Consider the following 23,067-nt stretch of genomic DNA (forward strand, 5'->3'; position numbering starts at 1 on the left):
TCAGTCGTGGCTGACAACAATAAGGCGGATGGCATCAAGTTTCAGCCGCGCTTTACTGATGTATCCGGCTAGCTGTTGTTGCTGTGCTGCCAGTGCATCAAGTTCATCCTGTCGTACTGACGGGTTATATTTACGCAGGGCACTGAGGCGTTGCTGTTGTTCGTTCAGTGCTTGCGCTGCACATTGTTGTGCGGCTTGCATAATATCGGCTAACTGTTGTTCTGCCATAGCAGAAGCATTGGCAATTAACGGATGAATTAAGTTTTGTAGCGCACCTGCCAGCTTGCTGCCGGTCTGGCGGCCAACAGGTTTTAACTGCTTATTTAATTGCTCAAAGCTGACTTTAGCCGACAGGTTGTTGGCGTTTTTATCCAGCAGTAAACGTAATGGTGTTGCCGGTAAATAGCGGTTTAGTTGCAATGCGACAGGGGCACTGGCTTCAGCAATAAAGATAAACTCCAGCAAATAGCTACCAACCGGCAGAGCTTTATTCGCCAGTATTGCCACTGAGCTGCTGCCATGTGTTTCGGTAGTCAGAATGTCCAGCGTACCGCGTACCATCGGGTGATCCCAGCTTAGTAACTGGATATCTTCTTCTGCCAGTGCTGTTGCGCGGTCAAAGGTCACGGTAATGCCGTCATCATTTAACATCGGGTAGCTGGCGCAGTGCATATGCTCGGACTGGGTCAGAATAATACTGGTGTCGCTGCGGTCTTCCTGGTTAATACCCAGCATGTCCCAGGCTTTAAACATCAGCATGGGCAGGGCGGTGTCGTTGTCCTGCGCCTCCAGCTCTGCCACCAGTGTTTTGGCTGCCGCACCACCACCGGAGTTTATTTCCAGCAGTTGATCGCGGCCTTGTTCCAGCTGTTGTTTTAACTGTTGATTAAACTGGCTGGTTTGAGCAATAAGCTGTTGCAGGGCATTATCATCAGCATCTTGTGCTGCCAGCAGCGGTTGCAGCTGTGATGCGAATTGTTCAAATACGGTGCGGCCGGTTTGGCAGGTATGCTCCAGCGCGTTTAGCCCCTGCTGATACCAATCGAGCAGTACCTGCTGAGCCTGGCCGGTAAAATACGGCAGGTGGATCTGAATATCTTCACGCTGGCCGATACGGTCCAGACGGCCAATGCGCTGTTCCAGCAAGTCCGGGTTGAGTGGCAAATCAAATAACACCAGATGATGGGCAAACTGGAAGTTACGGCCTTCGCTGCCAATTTCTGAGCACAGCAGCAACTGGGCGCTGTACTCTTCCTGGGCAAAGTAAGCTGCTGCTTTGTCACGCTCGAGTATGCTCATGCCCTCATGAAATACAGCAGCGCGGATGCCTTCACGCACCCGCACGGCTTCTTCCAGTGCAATAGCGGTTTGTGGCCGGGCACAGATCAGTAAAAATTTATCGTGTTTATGTTGTTTCAGCAATTGCAGCAGTTGCTCTACTCTGGGATCAAACTGCCACCAGTTACTTTGGGCATCTAACTGCTGAAAGACTTGCTCGGGAAACAGGTTCGCACTAATACGCTCAGCTTCTGTCAACGCCGGGTTCAGGCTGAAATGCACTTTCAGTGCATTTTGATATTGCTCTGGCAGGCTAAGCGGGTAGAGCCGGGCCTGGCGCTTAGGGAAACCTTTAACACTGGCGCGGCTGTTACGGAATAAAATGCGGCCGGTACCGTGGCGGTCCAGTAACTGGGCCAGTAATTGCTGGCGCGCTGCGTTTTGTTGGTCTGTATCACTGCTGGTATCGGTGAGCGAGGCCAGTTGAGCCGCAATATCGCTTTCATTCAGCCCCTGCTGCAGTGCCTGGGCTTCACTCTGGCTCAGGCTGCGCTGCGCTAACAGTGGTTTGGCGACAGCGGCAATATGCTGATAGCTTTGCTCTTCCTGTAAAAACGCGCTGTAGCTGTGAAAACGTGCCGGGTCGAGTAATTTTAGCCGGGCAAAGTGGCTTTCATGGCCCAGCTGATCCGGGGTGGCGGTAAGCAGAATTAAGCCTGCGGTATTGGCAGCCAGTTCGCTGACACGCTGATACTCTTCGCTTGGCGTCTGTTCATGCCATTGCAGGTGGTGAGCTTCGTCCACCACTAATAAACCCCATTGGCTTTGTGTGGCTAACTGATGCCAGCGTGGCTGGTTTTTCAGAAATGCCAGGCTGCATAGTACCAGTTGTTCTGTATCAAATGGGTTAGGATTATCCAGTAGTGATTGCTCGCAGCGTTCCTGATCAAATACTGCAAAGTGCAGATTAAAGCGGCGCAGCATCTCAACCAGCCACTGATGTTGCAACGAGTCGGGCACCACTATCATGACCCGGCTGGCTAAACCACTGATAATTTGCTGATGAATAATAAAACCGGCTTCAATGGTTTTACCCAGGCCCACTTCGTCGGCCAGCAATACCCGTGGTGCATGGCGCTGAGCCACTTCGTTGGCAATATGTAACTGATGGGCAATTAAGCTGACTCGCGGGCCGGATAAGCCACGTAGCGGGTTCTTTTGTTGTAAATGCAGCTGTTGCCAGGCCTGATAACGCAGAGTAAACCAGTCGAAACGGTCTATCTGGCCGGCGAACAGGCGGTCTTGCGGCTGGTTAAAGCTGATAAAGTGATCCAGAAAAGTTTCACGCAGCTCGGTGTAGCTGCCATCATCCAGCCTGCTGCCGCAATATACCAGAATGTCATGCTGCGTTTTGATAGCACTGATTTGCAGTTTAAACCCGTCTGCGCTTGCTACTTCGTCACCGATATTAAATTGTACCCGGGTTAATGGCGCTTCGGCCTGGGCGTAAAGCCGGGTTTCTCCGCTGGCAGGGAACAGCAATGTGACATTGCGGCCTTCCAGCGCAACTATGGTGCCTAAACCTAAATCGGATTCTGTATCACTAATCCAGCGTTGTCCCAGAGCAAACTTCATCTTGTACCCTATCAGCTAAAACGGGGGCGCTATGGTACTAGGAATCATGTTTTGCTGCATCTGTATTTGCATTAAATAGTGCAGAGTATTTTGTCATCTGTTTGACATACCACAACAGCACAGTATGAGTGGTTGAAGTTACGTTAAATTTTTACATAAGCTGAGGCAAAGTTTATCAGTTGCACTATGCTTGTTTTATGACACGGGTAAAGGCCCGTGTCAGGCGAAGAGGAGCCCCGTATGGCGCGAAGAAAAAGTAAAGATAAGAAAATCTACGTTTTAGACACCAATATTCTGCTACACGAACCTTTTGCCTTCCTTAATTTCCAAGAACATGATGTTGTAATACCGATGACGGTACTGGAAGAGCTCGATCATATAAAAGATCGCAACAAAGATGTCAGCCGTGATGCCAGGGTTGCCATTCGGGCCCTGGAGGATGTACTAAAAGATGCGTCACCGGATCAGATGTTGCAAGGTGTGGCAATGCCGCGCCAGGGCGAACAAAAGCAGGGCGGGCATTTGCTTATTGTTAATGATCATCATATTACGGATGAAATTCCCGGTTTGCCCGGCGGCGAGAATGACCACTTAATCATTAATACTGCACTTTATCTGCAACGGGAAAAAAGCCCGACGAAGGTTATTCTGGTTACCAAAGACATCAATATGCGGTTGAAGGCCAAAGGCGCCGGTTTAAAACTGGTAGAGGACTATCGTACCGACCAGCTGATTGACGATGTGCGCTTTTTATATAAAGGCTATTATAAATTCCCCGGAGATTTTTGGAGCCAGGTTGGTGAGTGCCGCACTGAAAATGAAGGCCGGGAAACCTATCATTATGTCAGCCGCAGTGTGTTACCCAATGCTTATCTTAATGAATATCTGATTGATGAGGTTGAAGGTTTTGCTGGCAAGGTGGTAGCAATAACGGATAAAGAAATCCGTATTCTCGATTTTGGCTATGAACGCCTAATGCACCGCCATGCCTGGGGGATTCATCCGAAGAATATCTATCAGGCGATGGCAATGCAGGCGCTGTTAGATCCGCAGATGGATTTAGTGATCCTGACCGGCCCGGCAGGCTGCGGTAAAACCTTAATTGCCCTGGCTGCAGCGCTGGAGCTGGTAATAGAAAAAGGTATGTATGACAAAGTTATTGTTACGCGCAATACGCCGGAAATTGCTGAGTCTATTGGGTTTTTACCCGGTACAGAGGAAGAAAAAATGGCACCCTGGCTGGCCGCTATTACAGATTCGCTGGAGGTGTTGCACAAAACAGATGAGCATCCGCATGCCAGCGTCAATTACATTATGGAAAAGGCCAATATTCAGTTTAAGTCAGTTAACTTTATGCGTGGGCGCAGTATTCAGAATGCGATAGTTATTTTGGATGAGTGCCAGAATTTAAGCGCGGCGCAATTAAAAACCATAATTACCCGCTGTGGTGAGGGAACCAAGCTGATTTGCTCTGGTAATTTGTCGCAAATTGACAGTAACTATTTAACGGCAGTAACGTCAGGTTTAACCTATATTGTTGAACGATTTAAAAACTTTGAGGGCAGTACCACTATTAACTTAAATGGTGTGGTACGTAGCCGCCTGGCATCTTTTGCGGAGGCTAATTTGTAAGCCGGGTATCTTGTTTATAAAAAGCCTGGTTGACTAATGATATAGTTCAACTAGGCTTTTTTTGTTCTTAATTACCTGAAAGTCCACTCGGATATGCAAAGGAGTTGCATGAAAAACCCTGTATACATTGAATATAAACGCAGTAGCCTGCTTGGCGTGCTGCTGGTGCTTGCTTTGTCGCTATTGGGCGCAACCGTGCACTACCTGCTGACTATTGACAGTAAAGTAGTGCACAGTAAAAGCCAGTTAGATAATGCAGTTAAGCAACTGGACAGCACTTTGCTACCATTGATGGGGTTTGCGGAAGCATTGCGCCGTAATGCACAGATCAAACTACAGTTACCTGCGATACAAAACGATAATAGTTTGCCGGTGTTATCTGTGGTTACAGCCGATAGCGAACAGCTACCGTTGTATAGTGAAAATGCGGCGCTTAATCTGGAGTTGCAAATGTTGTTACGGTTGCAGCCATATTTTGAGCTGGCCGGCGAAACACAACCGCTTGTTAAAGGGCTGTATTATTTTTCTGAGCAGGGTTTTGCATACAATGGTGCGGTTAAATGGCCGGATTATCTGACCGAGCAATTGTTAAAATGGCGGCATAATACCAAGCAAACGTTAAGCTTTGAGCGCGACTTAGTATTTTATTCGCATTTTTCGCCACAGCAGGCTGCAATGATGGTGCCGCTGAGTTATCAGGATAAAAAGCTGGGCAGCTTTTTGTACATACTGGCAACCGACTCTTTGCTGGCACCGGTACACGGCCAGCACCCGCAGCTGGATTTTATGTTGTTGGATCAGTCTGGTGAGCTGGTGGGCGGTGCAGCTAATATCAAAAGGCCGCAGCGTGCCGATGAACATATGCTGCAAGTGCAGCGCTTAAGCAGTACGCCCTGGTCATTGGCGGTACTGGAGCATAAAACCAATGTGTTTGCTGCAGGGTTGCAAACTTTTTTCTGGCACTGGCTGGGGTATTTATTACTGCTGGGTACTCTGCTGATAGCATTGCAATGGCGTTACAGAAAACGCACCTTATCGCCGGTAAGCCGCTTGATTGTGCATATTGACCGGCTGGCTGCCGGCCAGCCACACGGTGTGCGGCATATTCCTCAGGGCTGGGCCGGAGTATTTGACAAGGTTTACCAGTTGGATGACAGAAAAAAACCGGATTCAGAGTAAACGGTAACCAAACTGGCCACTGCGGGTATACATAATATAACGTTGGCTTATCTGACCGGGGGGCAACAGCGCCGGGCCGGTAGGGTCGGCCAACAGATACTCTTTACCCTCAATGATCACTTTTTCGTCTGCGGCGCTGCCCGGTAATTGTACTGCCAGCATGGCATGCTGCGGCAGGTACACTATGGCCAGTTTTACATCAGGTAGCAGCATACGGATAAGCGCTGCAAGTAGTACTGTCTTGCTGTCGCAGTCGCCACGGTTTTCCTGCAACACTCTTAGTGGCGGGTTAAAAGTGCTGCCAGTGGAGTTTTGCCGGTCAGATAAATCCTGATAGGGCAGTTGCTGCAGCCAACTGCTGATATAGACCAGCGTATCCCGTGCGGCGGTGTTCACCAGTTGATCGTGTAAGGCTGTGGCCACCGGCAACAGGTCATTCAGGCTGTCCTGCATCAGCCGCTGGTGGTCGGGTACAATAACAGGCCCGCTCCAGGGCAGGCTCAGTTGATAATAATAAGCCTGCTGCAGGTAGAACTGACTGCGTTCAGCCGTTAGCCGGGTTAATTCCTGTTGCAGTTGTGGTAGCTGAGTTTTATCAGCACTGACTATCTGATAACGCAAGGCATTGCTGTCTGGCTGGCGCTGCAAACGGGCGTTAGGGTACTTCGCCATATGCAGTTGCAGATCCCGCCATAAGTACTGCTGTAAAACGTTAGCCTGAAAACGGCGAAATTGACGGAAATGATTACTTAATGTCGTTTGTGCAACGCTGAAGTTCAGCTGTTGTGGCTGCCCGGCCACACTGAAATTGTAGTGAAAATGTGTCTGGCCATCGTCTTGCTGCCGGGAAAAACGCAACGTATCTGCTGCCAGTAGTGGTGGCAGCAGTAAAAAAAACAGTAAGGTAAATTTCATTCAGCTCCGGTGACGTAATGCCCGATAACGTTGCCCAGACAACAAGCATAATACCAGTAACAGCAAGATACCAGTGGCTCCGCCCGATGCTTCAACCGTTACGCTGCTGCGAATGTAGCTGTCTCTGTTGTAATCCTCCAGTGGAATATAATCAAGGTTGGCATCATCAAAGCCGGATATCTCTGCCAGCAGGTAGCCGGTTGCGGCGTCAAACAGCCTTATCGTCAGCAGATAGTCGTCCGGTGCAAAGCGGCTTTCCAGCACCGTATCAATTGCCAGCCAGTCATCGGGGCTTTGTCTGTATAATTCAAATACACTGCTGGTGTAATATACCCGCTCGTCGCCGTAGGTTGGCAGCAGCGTAAATTCAGCAAATACCTGCTGATAGGGTAATGACGTATCGGCATCAAGTTCAACTTCCAGTCGGTGGTAATAACCGTTAGCGTTAAGATCGCCGCTGATAAACACATCAACGCTATGAAACCAGACATGGCTCTGATAAGCCTGAGTGGTTACTTTGCTATCTTTTACGCTTTTTAACAGTGGTTTATGTTCACTGCGCCGCTCGGTAGTACGGCTATCGGTTGTATTGGCAATTGCTGGCACAGCAAGCCATAACAGCAGGCAACTTAACAGGCTAAAGCTGATATTTTTCATAACGGTATCTCCTTATGCTTTGTTACTATTACAGGCTGGCGGGATGAATTTTGGCTGAACTTCAACGTAAAGGATGTGTAAAGCAATGAGACTGGTTCGTACTGTAGTGGCACAGGGCAGCATAAATGCGATTGACTTGCTTAGCCTGCACGTGCCTGAGCTGTCAAAAGGCCGGTTGAAAGACGCGATGAGTAAAGGCGCTGTGCTGCTAAGCGGCAAACCGCAAAAGCGGCTGCGTCGTGCGCAAACAGCTTTGCAAGCGGGGCAGCAGCTACAACTGCACTATGATGATGACTTATTGCAGCGCAGTTGTGAGCCGGCACAGCTGATAAGTGATCAGCAGCAGTACAGCTTGTGGTTTAAACCGCCAGCTATGTTATCGCAGGGCAACGAGTGGGGCGATCATTTGTCATTGCTGCGTGCGGTTGAGCAGCATTTTGCGGCAAAACGTCAGGTGTTTTTACTGCACCGGCTGGACCGTGAAGCCAGTGGTGTGGTTATTGTTGCTCACAGTAAACATGCGGCAGCAGCATTTAGCAAGCTGATTGCCGGGCATAAGATCAGCAAGCAATATGTTATCCGGGTTATGGGGCAATTATCCGATAGCTTATTGCAGCAGGGTGAAATTAGTTTGCCGCTGGATGACAAAGCCTGCCTTACCCGTTTTAAACTGTTGCAGTTTGATACAGCAACGCAACAAAGCTGGTTGGAAGTTGATCTTATCAGTGGCCGTAAGCATCAGATCCGGCGGCATTTTGCCGCAGTTGGCCACCCGGTAATGGGCGACCCGCAATACGGCCAGGGCAATAAAGATAGCACCGGGCTGGCGTTACAGGCCGTTAAGCTTAGTTTTAGCTGCCCGCTGCGGCATAAAAACCAGAGTTTCAGTGTGCCGCCACAACTCAGGCTATACGGCGCCAACCGGGAATAAGCGGTGAGCTGTTCAGGTTAATTCATCGGCAATGCTGGCGGGCAGTAGCGTGTTATTGCAGCTAAGTTCAATATTGCCCAGCCGGATCGCATTGAGTAAGTCTTGCCGTACCATATTGCTGTGCCATTCACAAGCTCTGGCCGTTTTACCGTGCAATGCAAGTAACCAAAGCTGCTGCTGTGGCGGCAAAGTCGCTGCCAGCGCCCAGCTTAGCCAGAAGGCTTCAGGCAGGCTGTTAAGTTCAGCCAGTTGCCAGGGGGTATCTGATAACTGCTGCAATGCCAGCCGTAAACTGATAAAGGGCTGGCTGGCAAAACGCTCCGGCAGTAACGCCTGTAGCTGTGCTGAAAACTGTTGTTGCAATGTTTTAGCCGTATCGTCATCGGTATGCAAAGCCAGCCATAGTACGTCATCGTTTACATAACTGGCGGTTAGCTGGCTACAATCCAGTTGTTGTATAAAAGTGTGTACTACCTGCTGTAAGCGTTGTTCACCAAATTGTAATTTCAGCTCTGTCACTGCCGCTGGCGCAAAAGCCATAAGGTGTAACGGGGTTTTTGCTGCCTGATGTTGCGCGCGCTGACAAAAGTTATGCCAGCCGGGAGAGGCGGGTTTCACCGTATTTTGCACCACAGGTTTACGCCATTGCCGCCAGATTACAACAAACACCGCTACCAGCAACAACAGCAGTATTACCAGCGCCAGCAGTTGGCTATAGCGTTGGTGCTGCTGTAATTGCTGTTGCAGCTGTGTCCGTTCAGTTTGGTGTTGGCTGGCAGCTGCCACCTGGCTCAGGCCGTTATTAATTAAATCCAGCTGCAGTTTATTTTGTTCGGTAAATTGCTCAAAACGCAGGATACTGGCTTGCTGCATACTGGTGTAAGCCAGTTGCCAGTTACCCTGATGTGCTGCCAGTTTAGCTACCAGCTCGTTGTAGCGGTATTGTAAGTAAGCTGCCGATTGCGGAATATGCGGCAGCAGTTCTGCTATCAGGCTATTGGCATCGGCGAATTGCTGACGGCGGAACAGTAGCTCTGCTAAAGCCAGGCTGCTTTCATGCAGGTAAGTTTGTACGTTTTGCTGGCGGAATAATTGCAAAGCGTTATTAAAATACTGTAGTGCCAGCTCATCATCTTGTTGTAGCACTGCCAGCCGGCCAAGGCCCTGTAGCGCCATGCCTACCCGGAGTATGTCATCCTGCTGCCTGGCCAGTGTCAGCGCTTCGTTCAGATATTGGCTGGCCTGCTCTGCAGTAGCGGTATCTTCCAGGTAGGTTTCGCCGATAAACAGCAGGGTATGGGTATAGTTGGAGTGGCGCTGTAGTTTCTGATAACGCTGTTTTGCCTGCAGCAAGTGAGCCAGAGCATTTGTATGGTCTTCAATTTTGCGGTACGCCATGCCGAGACGAAAGTGAATAGAGGCCAGTGCTTCGTCATCCTCTAACCGGGTGGCCAGTTGCAATGCCAGATTAAGATTTTGATAAGCCTGGTTATAGGCATTGTTTTGCAGTGCCAGCCGACCCAGTGTAATGCGTGCTTTAAGTTCAGCCTCAGGCTGTTCTCCGGTTAATGCCAGTTCCAGACTGCGCTCGGCATAAGGAATGGCTTTTTGCACATGCCCCAACTGATTGTAAGCCTGCGCAAAGTTTTGCAGTATATCGCTGTACAGTTGCAGGCTAAACGGATCGGTATCGTTTTGCAGTACTGATTCAGCCCGTTCTAACTGGGTAATGGCAATGGCGGTATCGCGGTATAAAATACCGTAGATTTGTGCTTTTAATAAGTACGCCTGCGCTTGCATATATGGCATAGCCGGGCTTTGCAGCACGCGCTCAGCGGCATCCATGGCGGCATCTTTATTTCGCATGCGTAACTGCGTTAAACCCAGCACCAGCCAGTCTTCACTGTTAAATGAGGCTGTTGGTTGCGACAGCAACTGGTTGCTGACCTGTTCGGCATTGCTGCTGGCCTCATTCAGACGCAATTGCAAGCGCTCAGAAGCCTGTGCTGTATATGACAACACTATGTATAACAAAGCGATATACAGCAGGGCAGTACGTATTGGCATAATAATAACTATTTTTATTTTTATGGCAGTTTAGCCTTATTTAATTCCGGCAGCTACACCTGATGCCGTGGGTTGCCTTGTAGAAAGGCCTGAATATTATCAGCCAGTTGTATCACCATGCGCTGGCGGGCTTCAGCACTGGCCCAGGCCATATGGGGGCTGATAAGCAGGTTGGGTAAATTGGCGCGGATCAGTATATTGTCCGGTGCTGGTGGCTCCTGTGTTAACACATCCAGCGCCGCGCCGCCCAAAGTACCGTTTTGCAAAGCGTCAAGCAGTGCTTCTTCATCAATCAGGCCACCACGGGCAGTGTTAATAAGCAGAGCGTTAGGTTTTACTGCGGCAAAAACCTCAGCGTTAAACAGCTTGGTAGTGGCTGTTGTCAGCGGGCAGTGCAGTGAGATAACATCGGCTTGTGCCAGGGCGTCGGTAAAGGGCACTCTGCCCGGACGACAGGACGCTGCGCCTGGCTGCTCGGCAATAATCAGTTGCATACCAAATGCCCTTGCCAGTGCAGCACTGGCCTGACCCAGAGCGCCATAGCCTACGACGACAAAGTTCTTATTCGCCAGTTCAGTTACCGGGTAATCCAGCAAACAAAAGTGTTTACTCCGGCTCCAGTTACCTTGTAGTACGGCATGATGATATTGCTGAACTTTGTTGGTAAGTTGCAGTAAAAGTGCAAAAACATGTTGTGGTACAGCAGTATCGGCATAACCGCGCACATTACAGACAGTAATACCCAACTGGCGGGCTGCTGCAACATCGACATTGTTTACTCCGGTAGCGGCAACGCAAATCAGCTTTAAGCCGGATAAGGCCTGCAGCATGGTGGCTGTCAGTTCTACCTTATTCACAATGACAATACTGGCTTGTTGCAAGCGGCTGACGACCTGCTGTGGCGAAGTGTGCGGATAACACTGCAGGGTTACAGTACTGCTGTGTAGCGGCGATAAGTCGGCATCGCCCATAGTGTCTGCATCAAGAAAAACTATATTGTGCATAATAGTGTCCTGTTAAAGCGGCCGTTGTTATTGTTCCGGCGCGTTATACCAGCGCTTTGGCGAGAGGTAAACGGTTCTGCTGCTGAATTATGCTAAAGTCGCATGCAAATAGTTTCCCCTATCTTATAGTTTGGAGCCTGGCTAATGTTTCCAATGCGTTTTCAGCCGTTTATTTTTGCGTTTATTATGTCTGGTTTTATGGCATTTCTAATGTCAGGCATTTTAACATTTATTAATCTGGGCTGGTTTGATGCTTTTATCAGTGCCTGGCTTAAAGCCTATTTGTATGCCCATGCTTGTGCTTTTCCGCTGGTATTTATTTTTGCGCCATTAAGCCGCAAGATCACGGCAAAACTGGTTAAAGCTGATACCAGCGTTGTGTAACAGTGTGCCGTATTATTTAACGGCTTGAGCATTAAGCCAGTGCGGATGAAGGCTGTTATATTGCTGTAACCAGGTTACAAAGGCCTCACCATGCAGCGGCCGGGAAAAATAATAACCCTGTACTTTATCACAACCACATTGTTGCAGTTTAGCCAGCCCGGCCTGGTTTTCCAGGCCTTCTGCGGTAACAACAAAACCCAGGCTATGCGCCAGTTGTGTTGTCGCGGTAACGATCAGGGCATCATTGCTGTTATGGTCGATATCTTTGACAAAAGCCCGGTCAATTTTAAGCTCATGCACTGGCAATTGCTTCAGATAGGCCAAAGATGACTGGCCGGTACCAAAATCGTCAATCGCCAGCGTAATCCCCAGGCTACGTATACGTTGCAGCTGAGTTATTACTGTTGCCGTATCCTGCATAATAGCGCTTTCGGTAACCTCCAGCGCGAGTGCTGCAGCGCTTAACTGGTACTGTTGTAGTTGGGCATTTATATTGTCGGCTAAGGCCGGGTTTAGCAGATCATATACCGACAGGTTTACCGCTATTTGCAGGTGTAGCCCCTGTTGCTGCCATTTTGCTGTTTGCGCTATGACCTGTTGCAACATCCAGTCCGAAATCAGGCTGATATTGCCTGAATGCTCTGCCAGGCGAATAAACTCGTCCGGAGCAATCAGGCCCAATTTGGGGTGCTGCCAGCGGATCAGCGCTTCTGCACTGTGGCACTGCTGCGAAGCAAGATCGATTTTGGGTTGGTACACGGCATAAAACTGGCCATTGTGCAGAGCCTCGGGCAGGTCGCGGATCAACATCAGTTCACGCTGGTGGCTTTCATCCTGGCCTTGCAGGTAAATAGCTGTGCGTTGTGGTGTCAGCCGGGCGTTGTCCAGTGCAATATCTACCCGGCGCAGGGCATCGTTAACGTTGCTTTGCTGGCAGAAAAAGTGATACATGCCAATACAGATTTTCAGATTAATTTGCGTGTCAGCTAACTGGTAACCTTCGCCCAAAGCCGCCAGCTTGGCGCGCATCTGGCCTTCGGTTAATAAGATGTTGTATACCAGTAAAAACTCATCCCCCCCGAGCCGGGCCAGCATTACCGGCATTTCCGGGCCCAGTTTTAACCGCCGGGCCAACTGTTGCAGCAAGATATCGCCATTACTAAACCCCAGTACATCATTAATATGTTTAAATTGCTGAATATTAATTTGCAGCAGGCTGCCATCGCTGTTGGCCAACAGTGATGGCAATAAACGTTCTACAGCGGTGCGGTTATACAAACCAGTCAGTGAGTCGTGTTCGGCATGAAACTGCAGTTGTTGTTCGCGCTGACGGATATCATGCTGCATAGCGCTAAGGGTACGGCTAAGTAAGGCTACTTCATCGTTACCCCTTACCGGAATGGTTTCGTCAAACCCCTGGCCGATACGCCGGGCAAAATAACTCAGCGCTTTTAGAGGTTGGGTAATGCTGCGGGCAAAAATAATGCCTGCCAGCAGGGTGAGCGATAACGCTGCGCCGAAAATAAGCAGTAGTTGATGGCGAAACTGCTGATAACTGCTAAGCCAGCGTTGATTAGACAAATGCTGTATTGCCCAGAGCTGCTGTTGCTTATCGAGCGGCATAGCCTGCGAAATATAATCTTGTTGCGGATTAGTGTGGGGTTTACCTGCTTTATTAATCAGCGTATCAAGCAATGCCGGCAGTTGTAGCTGATGCGGGTTATCTAGTGTGGAAGTATAAAGCTGATAGCCTTGCGGCTGTTCTGCAACAAAGCTGATATCCAGATCAGTTATGCCGCGAATTTGTGTTGCCAGAGTACTATCAAGCGGAAAGCCCATACCAACCCAGGCAATTAATGCCGGTGCTCTTACCGGTGCCAGCACCAGTTGATAGGGCTGGCCAGCCAGGTGCAAAATATCGTTTACCGCAGCGGTATTATGGCCTAGCGTTTGTTGAAATAACGGTGCTATATCAGTAGTTTTGATCGTGTTATCTGAGCTAGCCAGCAAAGTACCGTCGGGTGATAGTAGTAGGGTAAGGCTGGCATTAATACGGTTGCCGTGGTTAGCCAACACTGATTCTATGGTGTCCTGCTCTGCAGTGGCAACCGCGCGGCGAAAGCCAAAGTCGGTAGCCAGAATTTGCACACTGCTGCTTAACTGACTGGCTCTGTTATTCAGTGCTTCACCCAGTACTTTACCGGCCACATTGAGAATATGCCCGGCCTGTAATTCACTGTCACGTTTCATCGTGTTCAGTGTGGCTAACCCGGTAGCTGTTGCCAGCAGGCTTAACAATACCAACAGAATCAGTATTAGTTTGGTGCGTAATGAGCTGAATGTCATCAAAGCTTAACTATGTTTATTAAAACAACAGTAAAGTTCAGCAAAACAGTACTGCGAACAGCAGCACCACAACGGAAGAATAAGGCATAATGCTGGATACCAAATTAAAAACTTAATTAACAATAGCAATAAGCCAGAGCGTGCTCAAATAAAACTGGCAACACAGTAGCGCTAATGAGACGGACAGATATCAAATGAAGACGGGCTTAGGTATACAACTGGCATTGTTACTGCTGATGATGACTTTATATTGCAGCCCTGCTGCTAAGGCTGCTGATATTTGCCAGCAAGCCAGGCAGCAGCAACGGCCTTGCGTAGCATTGGTGCTTGGTGGTGGGGGGGCCCGAGGTGGTGCACATTTGGGTGTTATTGAGCAACTGGAGCGTCAGCAAATACCGGTTGATCTTGTGGTGGGCACCAGTATTGGTGCTTTTATTGGTGGTTTGTATGCCAGCGGCCATAGCGCCAGCGAAATTGCGGCCCGGCTGGAAAATACGCCCTGGGCTGATGGCTTTCGTGATCGGGTATACCGTGATGAAATGCCGCTGCGGCGCAAACATAAAAGCGACGACTTACCGGTAAATCTGGATTTGGGCGTATCGGAACAAGGCGTACGTTTACCCAAAGGGATTTTAAGCGGCCAGGCACTGGCAGAAATTCTGCAGGGCACCTTTGGTGCCTTTGCTAACCTGAAGCATTTTAATGATTTACCGGTGCCATTTCGCGCCGTGGCAACCGATTTACTCACCCAGGAAGAAGTTATTCTCAGCGATGGCAGCCTGGTTCAGGCTATTCAGGCATCCATGAGCCTTCCCGGTGTGGTGCGGCCGCTGGAGTTAAACGGTAAGTTGCTGGTAGATGGTGGCGTGGTAAACAACCTGCCCATCAGTGTGGCACGACAATTGGGCGTAGACCGTATTATTGCTGTTAGTATTGATTCGCCGCTTTTACGCCGCGAACAGATGGAGTCAGCCTTTAGTGTTACAGAGCAACTAACCAGTTTTCTGGTACGGGCTGGGGTACAACAGCAAATGCAGTTGCTGACTGAACACGATCTGTTGTTGCAACCGGATCTGGTGAATATCAGCACACTGGATTTTGGCAATATCGCCCAGGCCGTGCAATCCGGGCGGCAAAGTGCCATTCGTTTTGTGCAGGCTCTGGCCGATTTCAGCCAGCCGCAAAGAATCTATCGTGAATGGTTCGGCCGGTTTGCCCAGGCCGATGATGCAGCTATTAAAATTGACCACATCAGCCTGCAAAATGAATCGCGCCTCAGTGATGAGCTGTTACTGGCACGGCTGGAGCTGCACCCGGGCGATTTTTATACCGAGCGCAGTATCCGCCGTGGCTTACGCCAGATGTATGGTCTGGACACCTTTGAACGGGTTACCCAGCACCTTACTGTTGATGACAGCGGTGAAACTCTGTTAACCGTGCGGGCTGAAGAAAAAAGCTGGGGGCCGGGTTATATGAATTTCCGCCTGATGTTTGAAGATGATTTTCGCAATAATCATCAGTACCAACTGGCAGCCGGTTATACCCGCAGCAATCTGTCGCCCTGGGGTGCTGAGTGGCACTCAGAGCTGGCGCTTGGCAGCAATAAATACCTGCATACCGAACTCTACTGGCCGCTGGCCGACAGTGGTTTTTACACTGAAGCCAGTTATCATCACCGGCGTGATACCCAATCACTGCAAGATACCCAGGCGTTATCTGCCGGAGAACTGAAAAACACAGAAAACGGCCTGCTGTTAAGTGCCGGCTGGAATATCTCGGATCATGCCCGTCTGCAACTGGGCTGGGCCCTGCGCGATGGCAGATATCTGTTACCCAGCCTGTATGCCAGCCAACTGGGCAGCGACACGGTAAGCTATCAGCGCTACGGGCCTGAGGTGCAGTTTATCTGGGACACACTGAACAGCCGCAGTTTTCCAACCCGTGGTATCCGCCTGGCCAGCAGCTATCGCTTTCTTAACGACGATGCTTTGGGCGCAGAGGTATCCAGCAAAAGCAGCAGTACCGAACTACTGGCTGCGAAAAGCTGGCAGCAGCATACGCTGCGTACCCGCTGGCGCTTTGATCATTACAACACTGACGATGACAGCTTTGCGCTGGAGCAGTTTAATCTGGGCGGTTTTCTGAATTTGTCCGGTTACCCGGCCGATTCACTGTTTGGCAGCCAGATCCAGTTTGGCAGTCTGGTGTATTTATACCGGTTAACTGAGCAGAAAATCTCATTTTTCAACGCCCCCCTGTATCTGGGCACCTCGCTGGAACGTGGCCGGGTACGTAAAGATCTGTTTGGCGCGTCAGGCGGCGCAGACGCTACCAACTGGCTATGGGCAGGTAGCGTATTTCTGGGCTGGGATACACCGCTGGGGCCGCTGTATTTTGGTGTCGGTATGGCCGAGCAGGGCGAGTCTGATTACTCTGATGCGGTATATTTATCCTTTGGTAAACATTACTGAAACCGGTTAATGCTAAAGGCTTACATATTTGCTCACACTTTGGCGTTGGAATAAAACGCTTTGCCGGTGATAAGCTTGCCACTAAGTTATTAACAGGAACCCCAGATGCAGTTAATTGTTACCGCGATTAATAAAGCCTACAGCTCGGTGCAGGCAGTTAAAAATGTCAGCTTCCATATTAACAGCGGCGAGATTTTTGCTTTATTAGGCCCCAATGGCGCTGGTAAGTCTTCTATTATCCGTATGCTGGTTGGTATGACCAAACCTGACAGCGGCAGCATTATGATCAGCTATCAGGAGCAGCATTACGATCATGTGCCACGCCGCCTGCTGGGGTATCTGCCGGAAGACAGAGGTCTGTACCCGGACAAAAGCATAGAAAAAAACTTGCTGTATCTGGCGCAATTACATGGTTTAAGCAAAAGCAAAGCCCTTACTGAAATGGAATACTGGCTGGACGTATTTGAACTGACCGCGCGGCGTCACGACGAGTTAAAACAGTTATCGAAGGGCAACCAGCAAAAGGTGCAACTGATTGCGGCGGTATTGCATCAGCCCGCACTGGTTATTCTGGACGAACCTTTCTCCGGGCTTGATCCGATAAACCAGGAAAAAGTTGTGCTGTTTTTACAGCAACTGAAAGCCAAAGGTATGACAGTGATCTTAAGTGCCCACCAGATGGCAATGGTAGAAAAACTGGCCGACCATATGCTGCTGATGGCACAGGGCCAGGTTGTACTGGCCGGAACCCTGCAGCAAATTCAGCAACAAAGCCAGAATCAGCGCCAGATGAAGGTAGGCTTTAGCAGCGAGGTAAACATGGCGCAGTTAGAGCAGCTGGACGCCATTGTCAGTGTGCAACAACTGCAGGCGCGGCATTATCTGCTCACGCTGGCAGAGCAGGCTAAGGTATCAGATTGTCTGAAGCTGTTGCTGCAATACGGCGAGCTGACTCAGGTAGAAATGCAGTCGGCTGATTTACATCAGCTCTATCTGGCGGCAATGGCCAGGCACAAACCGGAGGCTGCAGCATGATATCGCGGCAAAGTTTAATTGTGGCCAGGTGGGAGTTTCTGCGGTTTTTTAAATGGAAACAGCAACTGGTGTCGTATCTGCTGATGCTGGCCGTTATTGCAGCTATAGCACTGTGGAGTTTTTTCACTGATGAGAGCCAGCAGCAATACCGTATTGCGGTGCCACCAGAGCTGCAAATAACCAACACAGAGCAATTTCAGTTTCAGCGCCCAGGCATAGCACTGGAAACACAACTTACGCAGATGCAAAGCGATGGCTCCTGGCATGCTGTAATCAGCCTGCAGGACGGTCAGTTGGTGGTGCATACGCTTACCGGTAAAAAATGGCTGCAACAGCTGGATGAAGTACTGCAAAAACATTACCGGCATCTGGCAGCAGAGCAAATGGGGTTAAATGCAACACAACTGGCAGCACTGGAGCAATCGGTAGAAATTGAAACCCGATATCTGGATCAAGCCTACAAAGGTAAAGACACGCCCGAAAAAATGATTGCCATCGGTGCGTTAATTTTGCTGTTTGTTGGTTTAAGTACTGCCTTTGGCCAGGTGCTGATAAGTATAACCGGTGAAAAACAGCAGCGCGTAACCGAGCAGCTTTATGCCATAGTCACACCCCAGCAATGGATGGATGGCAAAGTACTGGGCCATAGTTTTAGCGCCCTTAAAGCTATGCTTACCTCGGCTTTAGTCATGTTACTGTCGTTTACTGTGGTTAGCCTGTTTGCAAAAAAAGCTGTGGATCTAAGCTGGCTGGATATCAGCGTGGTGCTGTGGCTTGTTCCGTTTGCGTTGTTGGGCGTAGTGTTGTGCGCCAGCTTTATGGGGGCAATAGCCGCATCAATTGATGATCCGAACAACAGCGGTAAAAGTGCGGTAATGATGATTACCTGGCTGCCAATGATACTCACCTTTATTGTGATCGACAGCCCGGCAGGTATGGGGATGACACTGCTTAGCTTTATACCGCTAACCTCGTTTGCTGCGATGCCGGTAAAAATGGCCATGGTAACAGTACCCTGGTGGCAACCGCTGCTGTCGCTACTGTTACTGCTGGCCACCGTGTACTGGATGCGCCGTGTGGCTGGCCGGGTGTTTTTACGCGGTATGCAAATGTACGGCAAAGAACCTTCATGGGGCGATATAGTGCGTTGGGCACTGAGTAATAAAGCCGATTAATCAGTTTGCCGACAGGGCGCGCTCAACATCAATACCAATGCTGAGTGCGCCAATATGGCGGCCTTGAGTATCAGCTACCGGCACACTGAGTTTTACCTGAAAACGCCGGGTAGACTGATCATATTCCACCACATCAATAAAATAGTCATTTTGTTGGTCAAACACACTGAGAAACGGCGTTTCATCACCTTGCCAGTAGTCTGTAGTGATTGCGCTGATAGCAACATTGGTACCCTGGTTGTCCATCAGGATCACTTCTGTAATCAGGCTGTTGTGGCTGTCTTGCCAGTGACGCAGCTGGGCTGAAACTCTGCTTTCCAGCATCTTATGTGCCAGATCGCTTTCATTTAACCCTTGCAATAACGCTTGCTGCCACAGGGTGTCTTGCTGGCGGATGTCTGCCAGTGTTGCTTCCGCTCTGTTCTGCTGTTGTACTGCGTTCAGCACAGTTTTGTCGCGGGCCAGTTGTTGAATGTTAGCCAGCAGCAAGGCGATAATTTGTTGGTGCTCGCTTTGCGCCAGTGCAAAAGGCGCAGAAGCGCATAAATGCACGGCAGCGTTAAAGTGGTGCATAAAGCCCGGTTTTTGTTGCAGGCGCAACTGCGAAAAATACACCCCCAGCGGCACATAGCGGAAAAAGCGCTGCTCAAACTGATCTGCCGGCATTTTTAGCCGGTTGGCGGTATGGGTAAATTCTTCCAGATCAGCCAGTACAGCATCAATACGGCCTATCGCCAATAACTGCACCAATTGGGCAATATCACTGACTTCTACCTCCAGTTTGTAGTTTTGGCTGGTAAGCCAGTCGGCCTGATGGCTGCCCAAAATAGCGCCGTAGCGTACTTTGTCACTGTCTGGCCCGCTGTGGCGCGGATGCCAGAACCAGTACCAGTTTTCCAGAAATAACGGCGCCGACAGCTTGGCATAATCGTTCATTTCATCGTTGGGAATAGCGGTAAAGTAGCCGTCAATACGGCCCATTTTTACTTCTTGCTTGGCCCGGCGCCAGGGCATTGGCAATAATTTATACGGTTGCTGGGTTTGCTGCATAATGCAGTTAATTTGCTGATGGCTGGTGTTGGCACTGTTGGCCGGTACATTAGTACCCAGCAGTACAGCACCGCCAACGTCAGAAACCAGAAGTAAGGTGCTCAGTGACAACGCTAAGAACATATTGATGATCCATAGTGTCTTGTAGCTGGCATCAAGTATAGCAGCCACTTAACCGGCCAGGGGTTGAACTTCAACGCAGTCACCCACACTAAGGTTACATAATGGGGCGCGAAGGCCTGAATTGAGGTAATTATGTTTTCATCGTTTAAACAGCAGGGTAGTCAGTGGCAGCAAATGTTTGCCCGGCGCCAGAGTGCGGGCCCGTTGCAGCGCCTGCTGGCCTGGTTAATACTGGGGCTGATGTTGCTGGCTGGTGCGGCTATTCTGGTGTTTATGCTGTTACTAAGCTGGATTTTAATTCCGATACTGCTGTTTCGCCACCGCGCTAAAATTAAAGCCTGGCAACAACGCCAGCAAGCTGGCGCAGGCGGCTCAGGGCAATCTGCAGAGCAGCCACGCAGTGTAATTGAAGGCGAAGTGCTGAATAAGCGTGAAGATTAACCGGCAGAAGTTGTTAGGTCTCGGAACCGGTTTGCCCACACCAACACGCCGTAAATATGTCCCTATGGGCTCGACTCAGGCATCCATGCCTTCAACGGTTGGTTTAGGGCAAGCCGGTTCGTCGTCGGGGAATAACGTTATCCACACACCGCCAGCTTGGCCTGAATATAGTCACTGTGGCGGATAAACAATAAATCGGCAATTTTACGCAGCATAGCTTCTTCATTCGGGTCCAGTACACCATCAACATACGCCTGCTGCCATAAGCTATCCAGTAGTGTCAGCCTGGCTTCATAACTCAACTGTTTTAACTGTGCGGTAAACTGGTGCAGTGAGGTGGCGTCTTTGGCCTGCTGTTCAGCCAATGCCACTACTGCTTTAGCATCGGCCCCAGACAAATTAAATTCACGCTTAACGTATTGTTCAGCCAACGCCAGTTCTTCATCACTGCTGCTAAAGTCGGCATGTGCCACCATCAGCATTAACGACACACAAGCCAGTTCAGCTTCTGTCAGGCCATAGGTTGCTTTGCTGGTCGCCGGGGCAGACACACCATCATTCACTTTATCAAGTAAGGTTTTAAATAACTGAAACATTGAATGTCCTTTGTTGATTACCGCCATTAGAGGCCATTACCGGCGTAAAGTTCTGCTAAGGCAGGTTATGGGCTAAAGCATAACGAACTTGAAAAACAAAGCACAACACCACATTAAGCCGGTAGCAATAAATTTGCAGCATAATGCTGGCAGCATATCGTTGCCTGAGTCTGAGGTGAAGCTTGGCTATCCTGATTACAGTGTTACTGGGCGCAGCGATCATCGCGCTGGTGTTATTATCGCCTTACTGGCAGCGTTATAAACGCAAACAACTGATGGCCAAACCCTTTCCGGCACCCTGGCGCGATATTTTAAAACGCCGCCTGCCGTATTTTCGCGCCTTACCGGCCGATTTGCAGCTGCAACTGAAAAAACACATTCAGGTATTCGTTGCCGAAAAACAGTTTATTGGCTGTGAAGGTTTAACCGTTACTGATGAAATGCGGGTAACCATAGCCGCGCAGGCCTGCTTATTGTTGCTGAACCGGCCCGATTATTACTACCCGAAGCTAAAGCAAGTTTTGCTGTATCCGGCCGCTTTTGTAGTGAATGGTAACAGTGCGGACAGCGCCGGGGTAATGCATGAACAGCGCCGGGTATTGTCGGGCGAATCCTGGGGGCTGGGTAAGGTTATCTTAAGCTGGGCTGACACGCTAAACGGTGCTGCTAACCCTTGTGATGGCCGCAATGTGGTGATCCATGAGTTTGCCCATCAGCTGGATCAGGAAAAAGGTGTTGCCAACGGCGCGCCATTGCTTGAACGCAGCAGCGACTACCAGCAGTGGTCTGGCATTATGGCATCTGAATTCAATATGTTGCAGTTGCAAGCATCCAGAGGTGAGAGCAGCTTATTTGATCATTATGGTGCTACTAATCCGGCGGAGTTTTTTGCGGTAATAAGCGAAGTATTTTTTGAACAACCAGAGCAGCTATCTGCGCAACACCCGCAGCTGTATCAGCAACTAAGCCGGTTTTACCGGCTTAACCCACTTAGCTGGCACTAAACAAAAAAGTGATCTGAACAGCGCTTTGCGGCATACTTCTGTCTTATTAAGAATAATTCTTATTTGGTTGGAGTGCGTTATGCGTTGGTTAATAGCAACAGCGTTGTTTTGCAATACAGTGTCGGTAATGGTGCAGGCTCAGGAGCAAGTGCCGGTGCGGGTAGCTATGCCGCAGCAAAAGGGCCTGTCAGAGCAGTTGGTACTCAGTGGTAGTTTAACGGCGCAGCACAATGCCAGTTTGTCCAGCCGTACCGCCGGTTTAGTGGCTGAGTTACTGGTAGATGCCGGTAGCACGGTTAACAAAGGTCAGCCGCTGCTGAAACTGGACACCGCCCTGGCACAGCATGAGCTGGCGCAGCGCCAGGCAGCATTAAGTGCGGCCCAGGTGCTACAAACCGAGCGCAAGCGCCTGGTAACTGAAGCCGAAAAACTGACAGAACAACAACTCTTTCCGCAAACTGAATTAAGCCTGCGCCGGGCTGCACTGGCCGAGGCCGATGCCATGCTGCAACAGGCTAAAGCCGGGCAGCAGCAACAGCAGGAAATTGTCGCCCGTCATACTCTTACTGCACCTTTCGCCGGTGTTATAGCCCAGCGCTCTACTGACGTAGGGGAATGGGTGGCGCTCGGCACGCCGGTGCTACAACTGGTAAGCCTTACGCCGCTGTTGCTGGATGTGCAGGTACCGCAGGAATATTTTGCCGCCATGTCGGCACTGCGCCGTATTGAAGTGCGCGCCGATATGTTGCCCGGTGACAAACTCAGTGCAAAGTTGCTGGCCACGGTACCGGTGGGTAGCAGCAGTGCCCGTAGCTTTTTGGCCCGGCTTGAAGTGACAGATGGGCAGCAGGCATTGTTGCCGGGCACCTCTGCCAGCGCCACTTTTTATTTTGAGCGCGATGACGCTACGGTGCTGGTGGTGCCACCGGATGCTTTGCTGCGCCACCCGGATGGTAATTTCAGCCTGTTTGCCATTCGCGACAATAAAGCCTATCGCCACAACGTTAAACTGGGTCGTAACAGCGAGCAGGGGGTAGAAATTTTATCCGGCCTGCCTAAAGGGCAAGCGGTGGTAGTGCGTGGCAATGAAACACTGCGCGACGGCCAGGCTGTGCGCGTGCTCAGCGACGATAAGGAGTAAGCC

General features: G+C 50.0%; 18 protein-coding genes. 10 read left to right on the forward strand and 8 right to left on the reverse strand.

The window, feature by feature from the left end; translation table 11 throughout:
* The gene (gene rapA, locus M2404_RS05035) at window positions 1-2,913 is read right to left on the reverse strand and encodes an RNA polymerase-associated protein RapA (protein WP_259238626.1); all 2,913 of its coding nucleotides are present in this window, start codon (window positions 2,911-2,913) and stop codon (window positions 1-3) included.
* Window positions 2,914-3,153: 240 nt separating this feature from the next.
* Between rapA and M2404_RS05040 the strand changes: the two genes are divergently transcribed.
* Both M2404_RS05040 and M2404_RS05045 read left to right on the forward strand, forming a co-directional pair.
* A complete protein-coding gene (locus tag M2404_RS05040) occupies window positions 3,154-4,545 on the forward strand; it encodes a PhoH family protein (RefSeq protein ID WP_259238627.1) in 1,392 nt (463 codons plus the stop codon).
* A 108-nt stretch (window positions 4,546-4,653) separates the two neighbouring features.
* Window positions 4,654-5,724: a hypothetical protein gene (locus M2404_RS05045; RefSeq protein ID WP_259238628.1), complete on the forward strand. Its 1,071-nt coding sequence runs from the start codon at window positions 4,654-4,656 to the stop codon at window positions 5,722-5,724.
* Here M2404_RS05045 and M2404_RS05050 read toward each other — a convergent pair.
* A complete protein-coding gene (locus tag M2404_RS05050; RefSeq protein ID WP_259238629.1) occupies window positions 5,716-6,639 on the reverse strand; it encodes a hypothetical protein in 924 nt (307 codons plus the stop codon). The genes M2404_RS05045 and M2404_RS05050 overlap by 9 nt on opposite strands.
* Window positions 6,640-7,296 (reverse strand): choice-of-anchor H family protein, encoded by a 657-nt coding sequence (locus M2404_RS05055; RefSeq protein WP_259238630.1) that lies wholly within the window; start codon window positions 7,294-7,296, stop codon window positions 6,640-6,642.
* An 85-nt stretch (window positions 7,297-7,381) separates the two neighbouring features.
* On the opposite strand from M2404_RS05055, the gene M2404_RS05060 reads away from it, so the two are divergent.
* A complete protein-coding gene (locus tag M2404_RS05060) occupies window positions 7,382-8,227 on the forward strand; it encodes an RluA family pseudouridine synthase (RefSeq protein WP_259238631.1) in 846 nt (281 codons plus the stop codon).
* A gap of 12 nt (window positions 8,228-8,239) precedes the next feature.
* Here M2404_RS05060 and M2404_RS05065 read toward each other — a convergent pair whose 3' ends face one another.
* Both M2404_RS05065 and M2404_RS05070 read right to left on the reverse strand, forming a co-directional pair.
* Window positions 8,240-10,294 (reverse strand): tetratricopeptide repeat protein, encoded by a 2,055-nt coding sequence (locus M2404_RS05065; RefSeq protein ID WP_259238632.1) that lies wholly within the window; start codon window positions 10,292-10,294, stop codon window positions 8,240-8,242.
* A gap of 53 nt (window positions 10,295-10,347) precedes the next feature.
* Window positions 10,348-11,298 carry a D-2-hydroxyacid dehydrogenase gene (locus tag M2404_RS05070; protein WP_259238633.1) on the reverse strand — a complete coding sequence of 317 codons (951 nt, stop codon included), beginning with the start codon at window positions 11,296-11,298 and terminating at the stop codon, window positions 10,348-10,350.
* A 144-nt stretch (window positions 11,299-11,442) separates the two neighbouring features.
* Between M2404_RS05070 and M2404_RS05075 the strand changes: the two genes are divergently transcribed.
* The gene (locus M2404_RS05075) at window positions 11,443-11,682 is read left to right on the forward strand and encodes a DUF2798 domain-containing protein (RefSeq protein WP_259238634.1); all 240 of its coding nucleotides are present in this window, start codon (window positions 11,443-11,445) and stop codon (window positions 11,680-11,682) included.
* Between the two features lie 12 nt (window positions 11,683-11,694).
* Here the strand turns inward: M2404_RS05075 and M2404_RS05080 are convergent, their stop codons facing one another.
* Window positions 11,695-14,028, reverse strand: a complete 2,334-nt coding sequence (locus M2404_RS05080; protein ID WP_259238635.1) for a bifunctional diguanylate cyclase/phosphodiesterase — start codon at window positions 14,026-14,028, stop codon at window positions 11,695-11,697.
* Window positions 14,029-14,222: 194 nt separating this feature from the next.
* Here M2404_RS05080 and M2404_RS05085 point away from each other — a divergent pair, with 194 nt between their 5' ends.
* The 3 genes from M2404_RS05085 to M2404_RS05095 all read left to right on the forward strand — a co-directional run bounded on the left by M2404_RS05085 (window position 14,223) and on the right by M2404_RS05095 (window position 18,709).
* Complete coding sequence (locus M2404_RS05085) at window positions 14,223-16,499, forward strand: patatin-like phospholipase family protein (RefSeq protein ID WP_259238636.1); 2,277 nt, start codon at window positions 14,223-14,225, stop codon at window positions 16,497-16,499.
* Window positions 16,500-16,604: 105 nt separating this feature from the next.
* Window positions 16,605-17,534, forward strand: a complete 930-nt coding sequence (locus M2404_RS05090; RefSeq protein ID WP_259238637.1) for an ABC transporter ATP-binding protein — start codon at window positions 16,605-16,607, stop codon at window positions 17,532-17,534.
* Entirely contained in the window at window positions 17,531-18,709 is a 1,179-nt protein-coding gene (locus tag M2404_RS05095; protein ID WP_259238638.1) for an ABC transporter permease, read from the forward strand. Before M2404_RS05090 ends, M2404_RS05095 begins: the two co-directional genes overlap by 4 nt.
* Here M2404_RS05095 and M2404_RS05100 read toward each other — a convergent pair whose 3' ends face one another.
* Window positions 18,710-19,930 carry a substrate-binding periplasmic protein gene (locus tag M2404_RS05100; RefSeq protein WP_259238639.1) on the reverse strand — a complete coding sequence of 407 codons (1,221 nt, stop codon included), beginning with the start codon at window positions 19,928-19,930 and terminating at the stop codon, window positions 18,710-18,712.
* 84 nt (window positions 19,931-20,014) lie between these two features.
* Here M2404_RS05100 and M2404_RS05105 point away from each other — a divergent pair, with 84 nt between their 5' ends.
* The gene (locus M2404_RS05105; protein ID WP_259238640.1) at window positions 20,015-20,323 is read left to right on the forward strand and encodes a hypothetical protein; all 309 of its coding nucleotides are present in this window, start codon (window positions 20,015-20,017) and stop codon (window positions 20,321-20,323) included.
* A 137-nt stretch (window positions 20,324-20,460) separates the two neighbouring features.
* Here M2404_RS05105 and M2404_RS05110 read toward each other — a convergent pair whose 3' ends face one another.
* On the reverse strand, window positions 20,461-20,919 hold the full coding sequence (locus M2404_RS05110; protein ID WP_259238641.1) for a tellurite resistance TerB family protein: 459 nt from the start codon (window positions 20,917-20,919) through the stop codon (window positions 20,461-20,463).
* 182 nt (window positions 20,920-21,101) lie between these two features.
* Between M2404_RS05110 and M2404_RS05115 the strand changes: the two genes are divergently transcribed.
* Together M2404_RS05115 and M2404_RS05120 are read left to right on the forward strand one after the other, a co-directional pair.
* Window positions 21,102-21,923 carry a M90 family metallopeptidase gene (locus M2404_RS05115; RefSeq protein ID WP_259238642.1) on the forward strand — a complete coding sequence of 274 codons (822 nt, stop codon included), beginning with the start codon at window positions 21,102-21,104 and terminating at the stop codon, window positions 21,921-21,923.
* 79 nt (window positions 21,924-22,002) lie between these two features.
* Window positions 22,003-23,064 carry an efflux RND transporter periplasmic adaptor subunit gene (locus M2404_RS05120; protein WP_259238643.1) on the forward strand — a complete coding sequence of 354 codons (1,062 nt, stop codon included), beginning with the start codon at window positions 22,003-22,005 and terminating at the stop codon, window positions 23,062-23,064.
* Window positions 23,065-23,067 lie beyond the last annotated feature (3 nt).

The sequence above is a fragment of the Rheinheimera pacifica genome (genome assembly GCF_024809855.1).
GTDB classification, from domain to species: Bacteria; Pseudomonadota; Gammaproteobacteria; order Enterobacterales; family Alteromonadaceae; genus Alishewanella; species Alishewanella pacifica_A.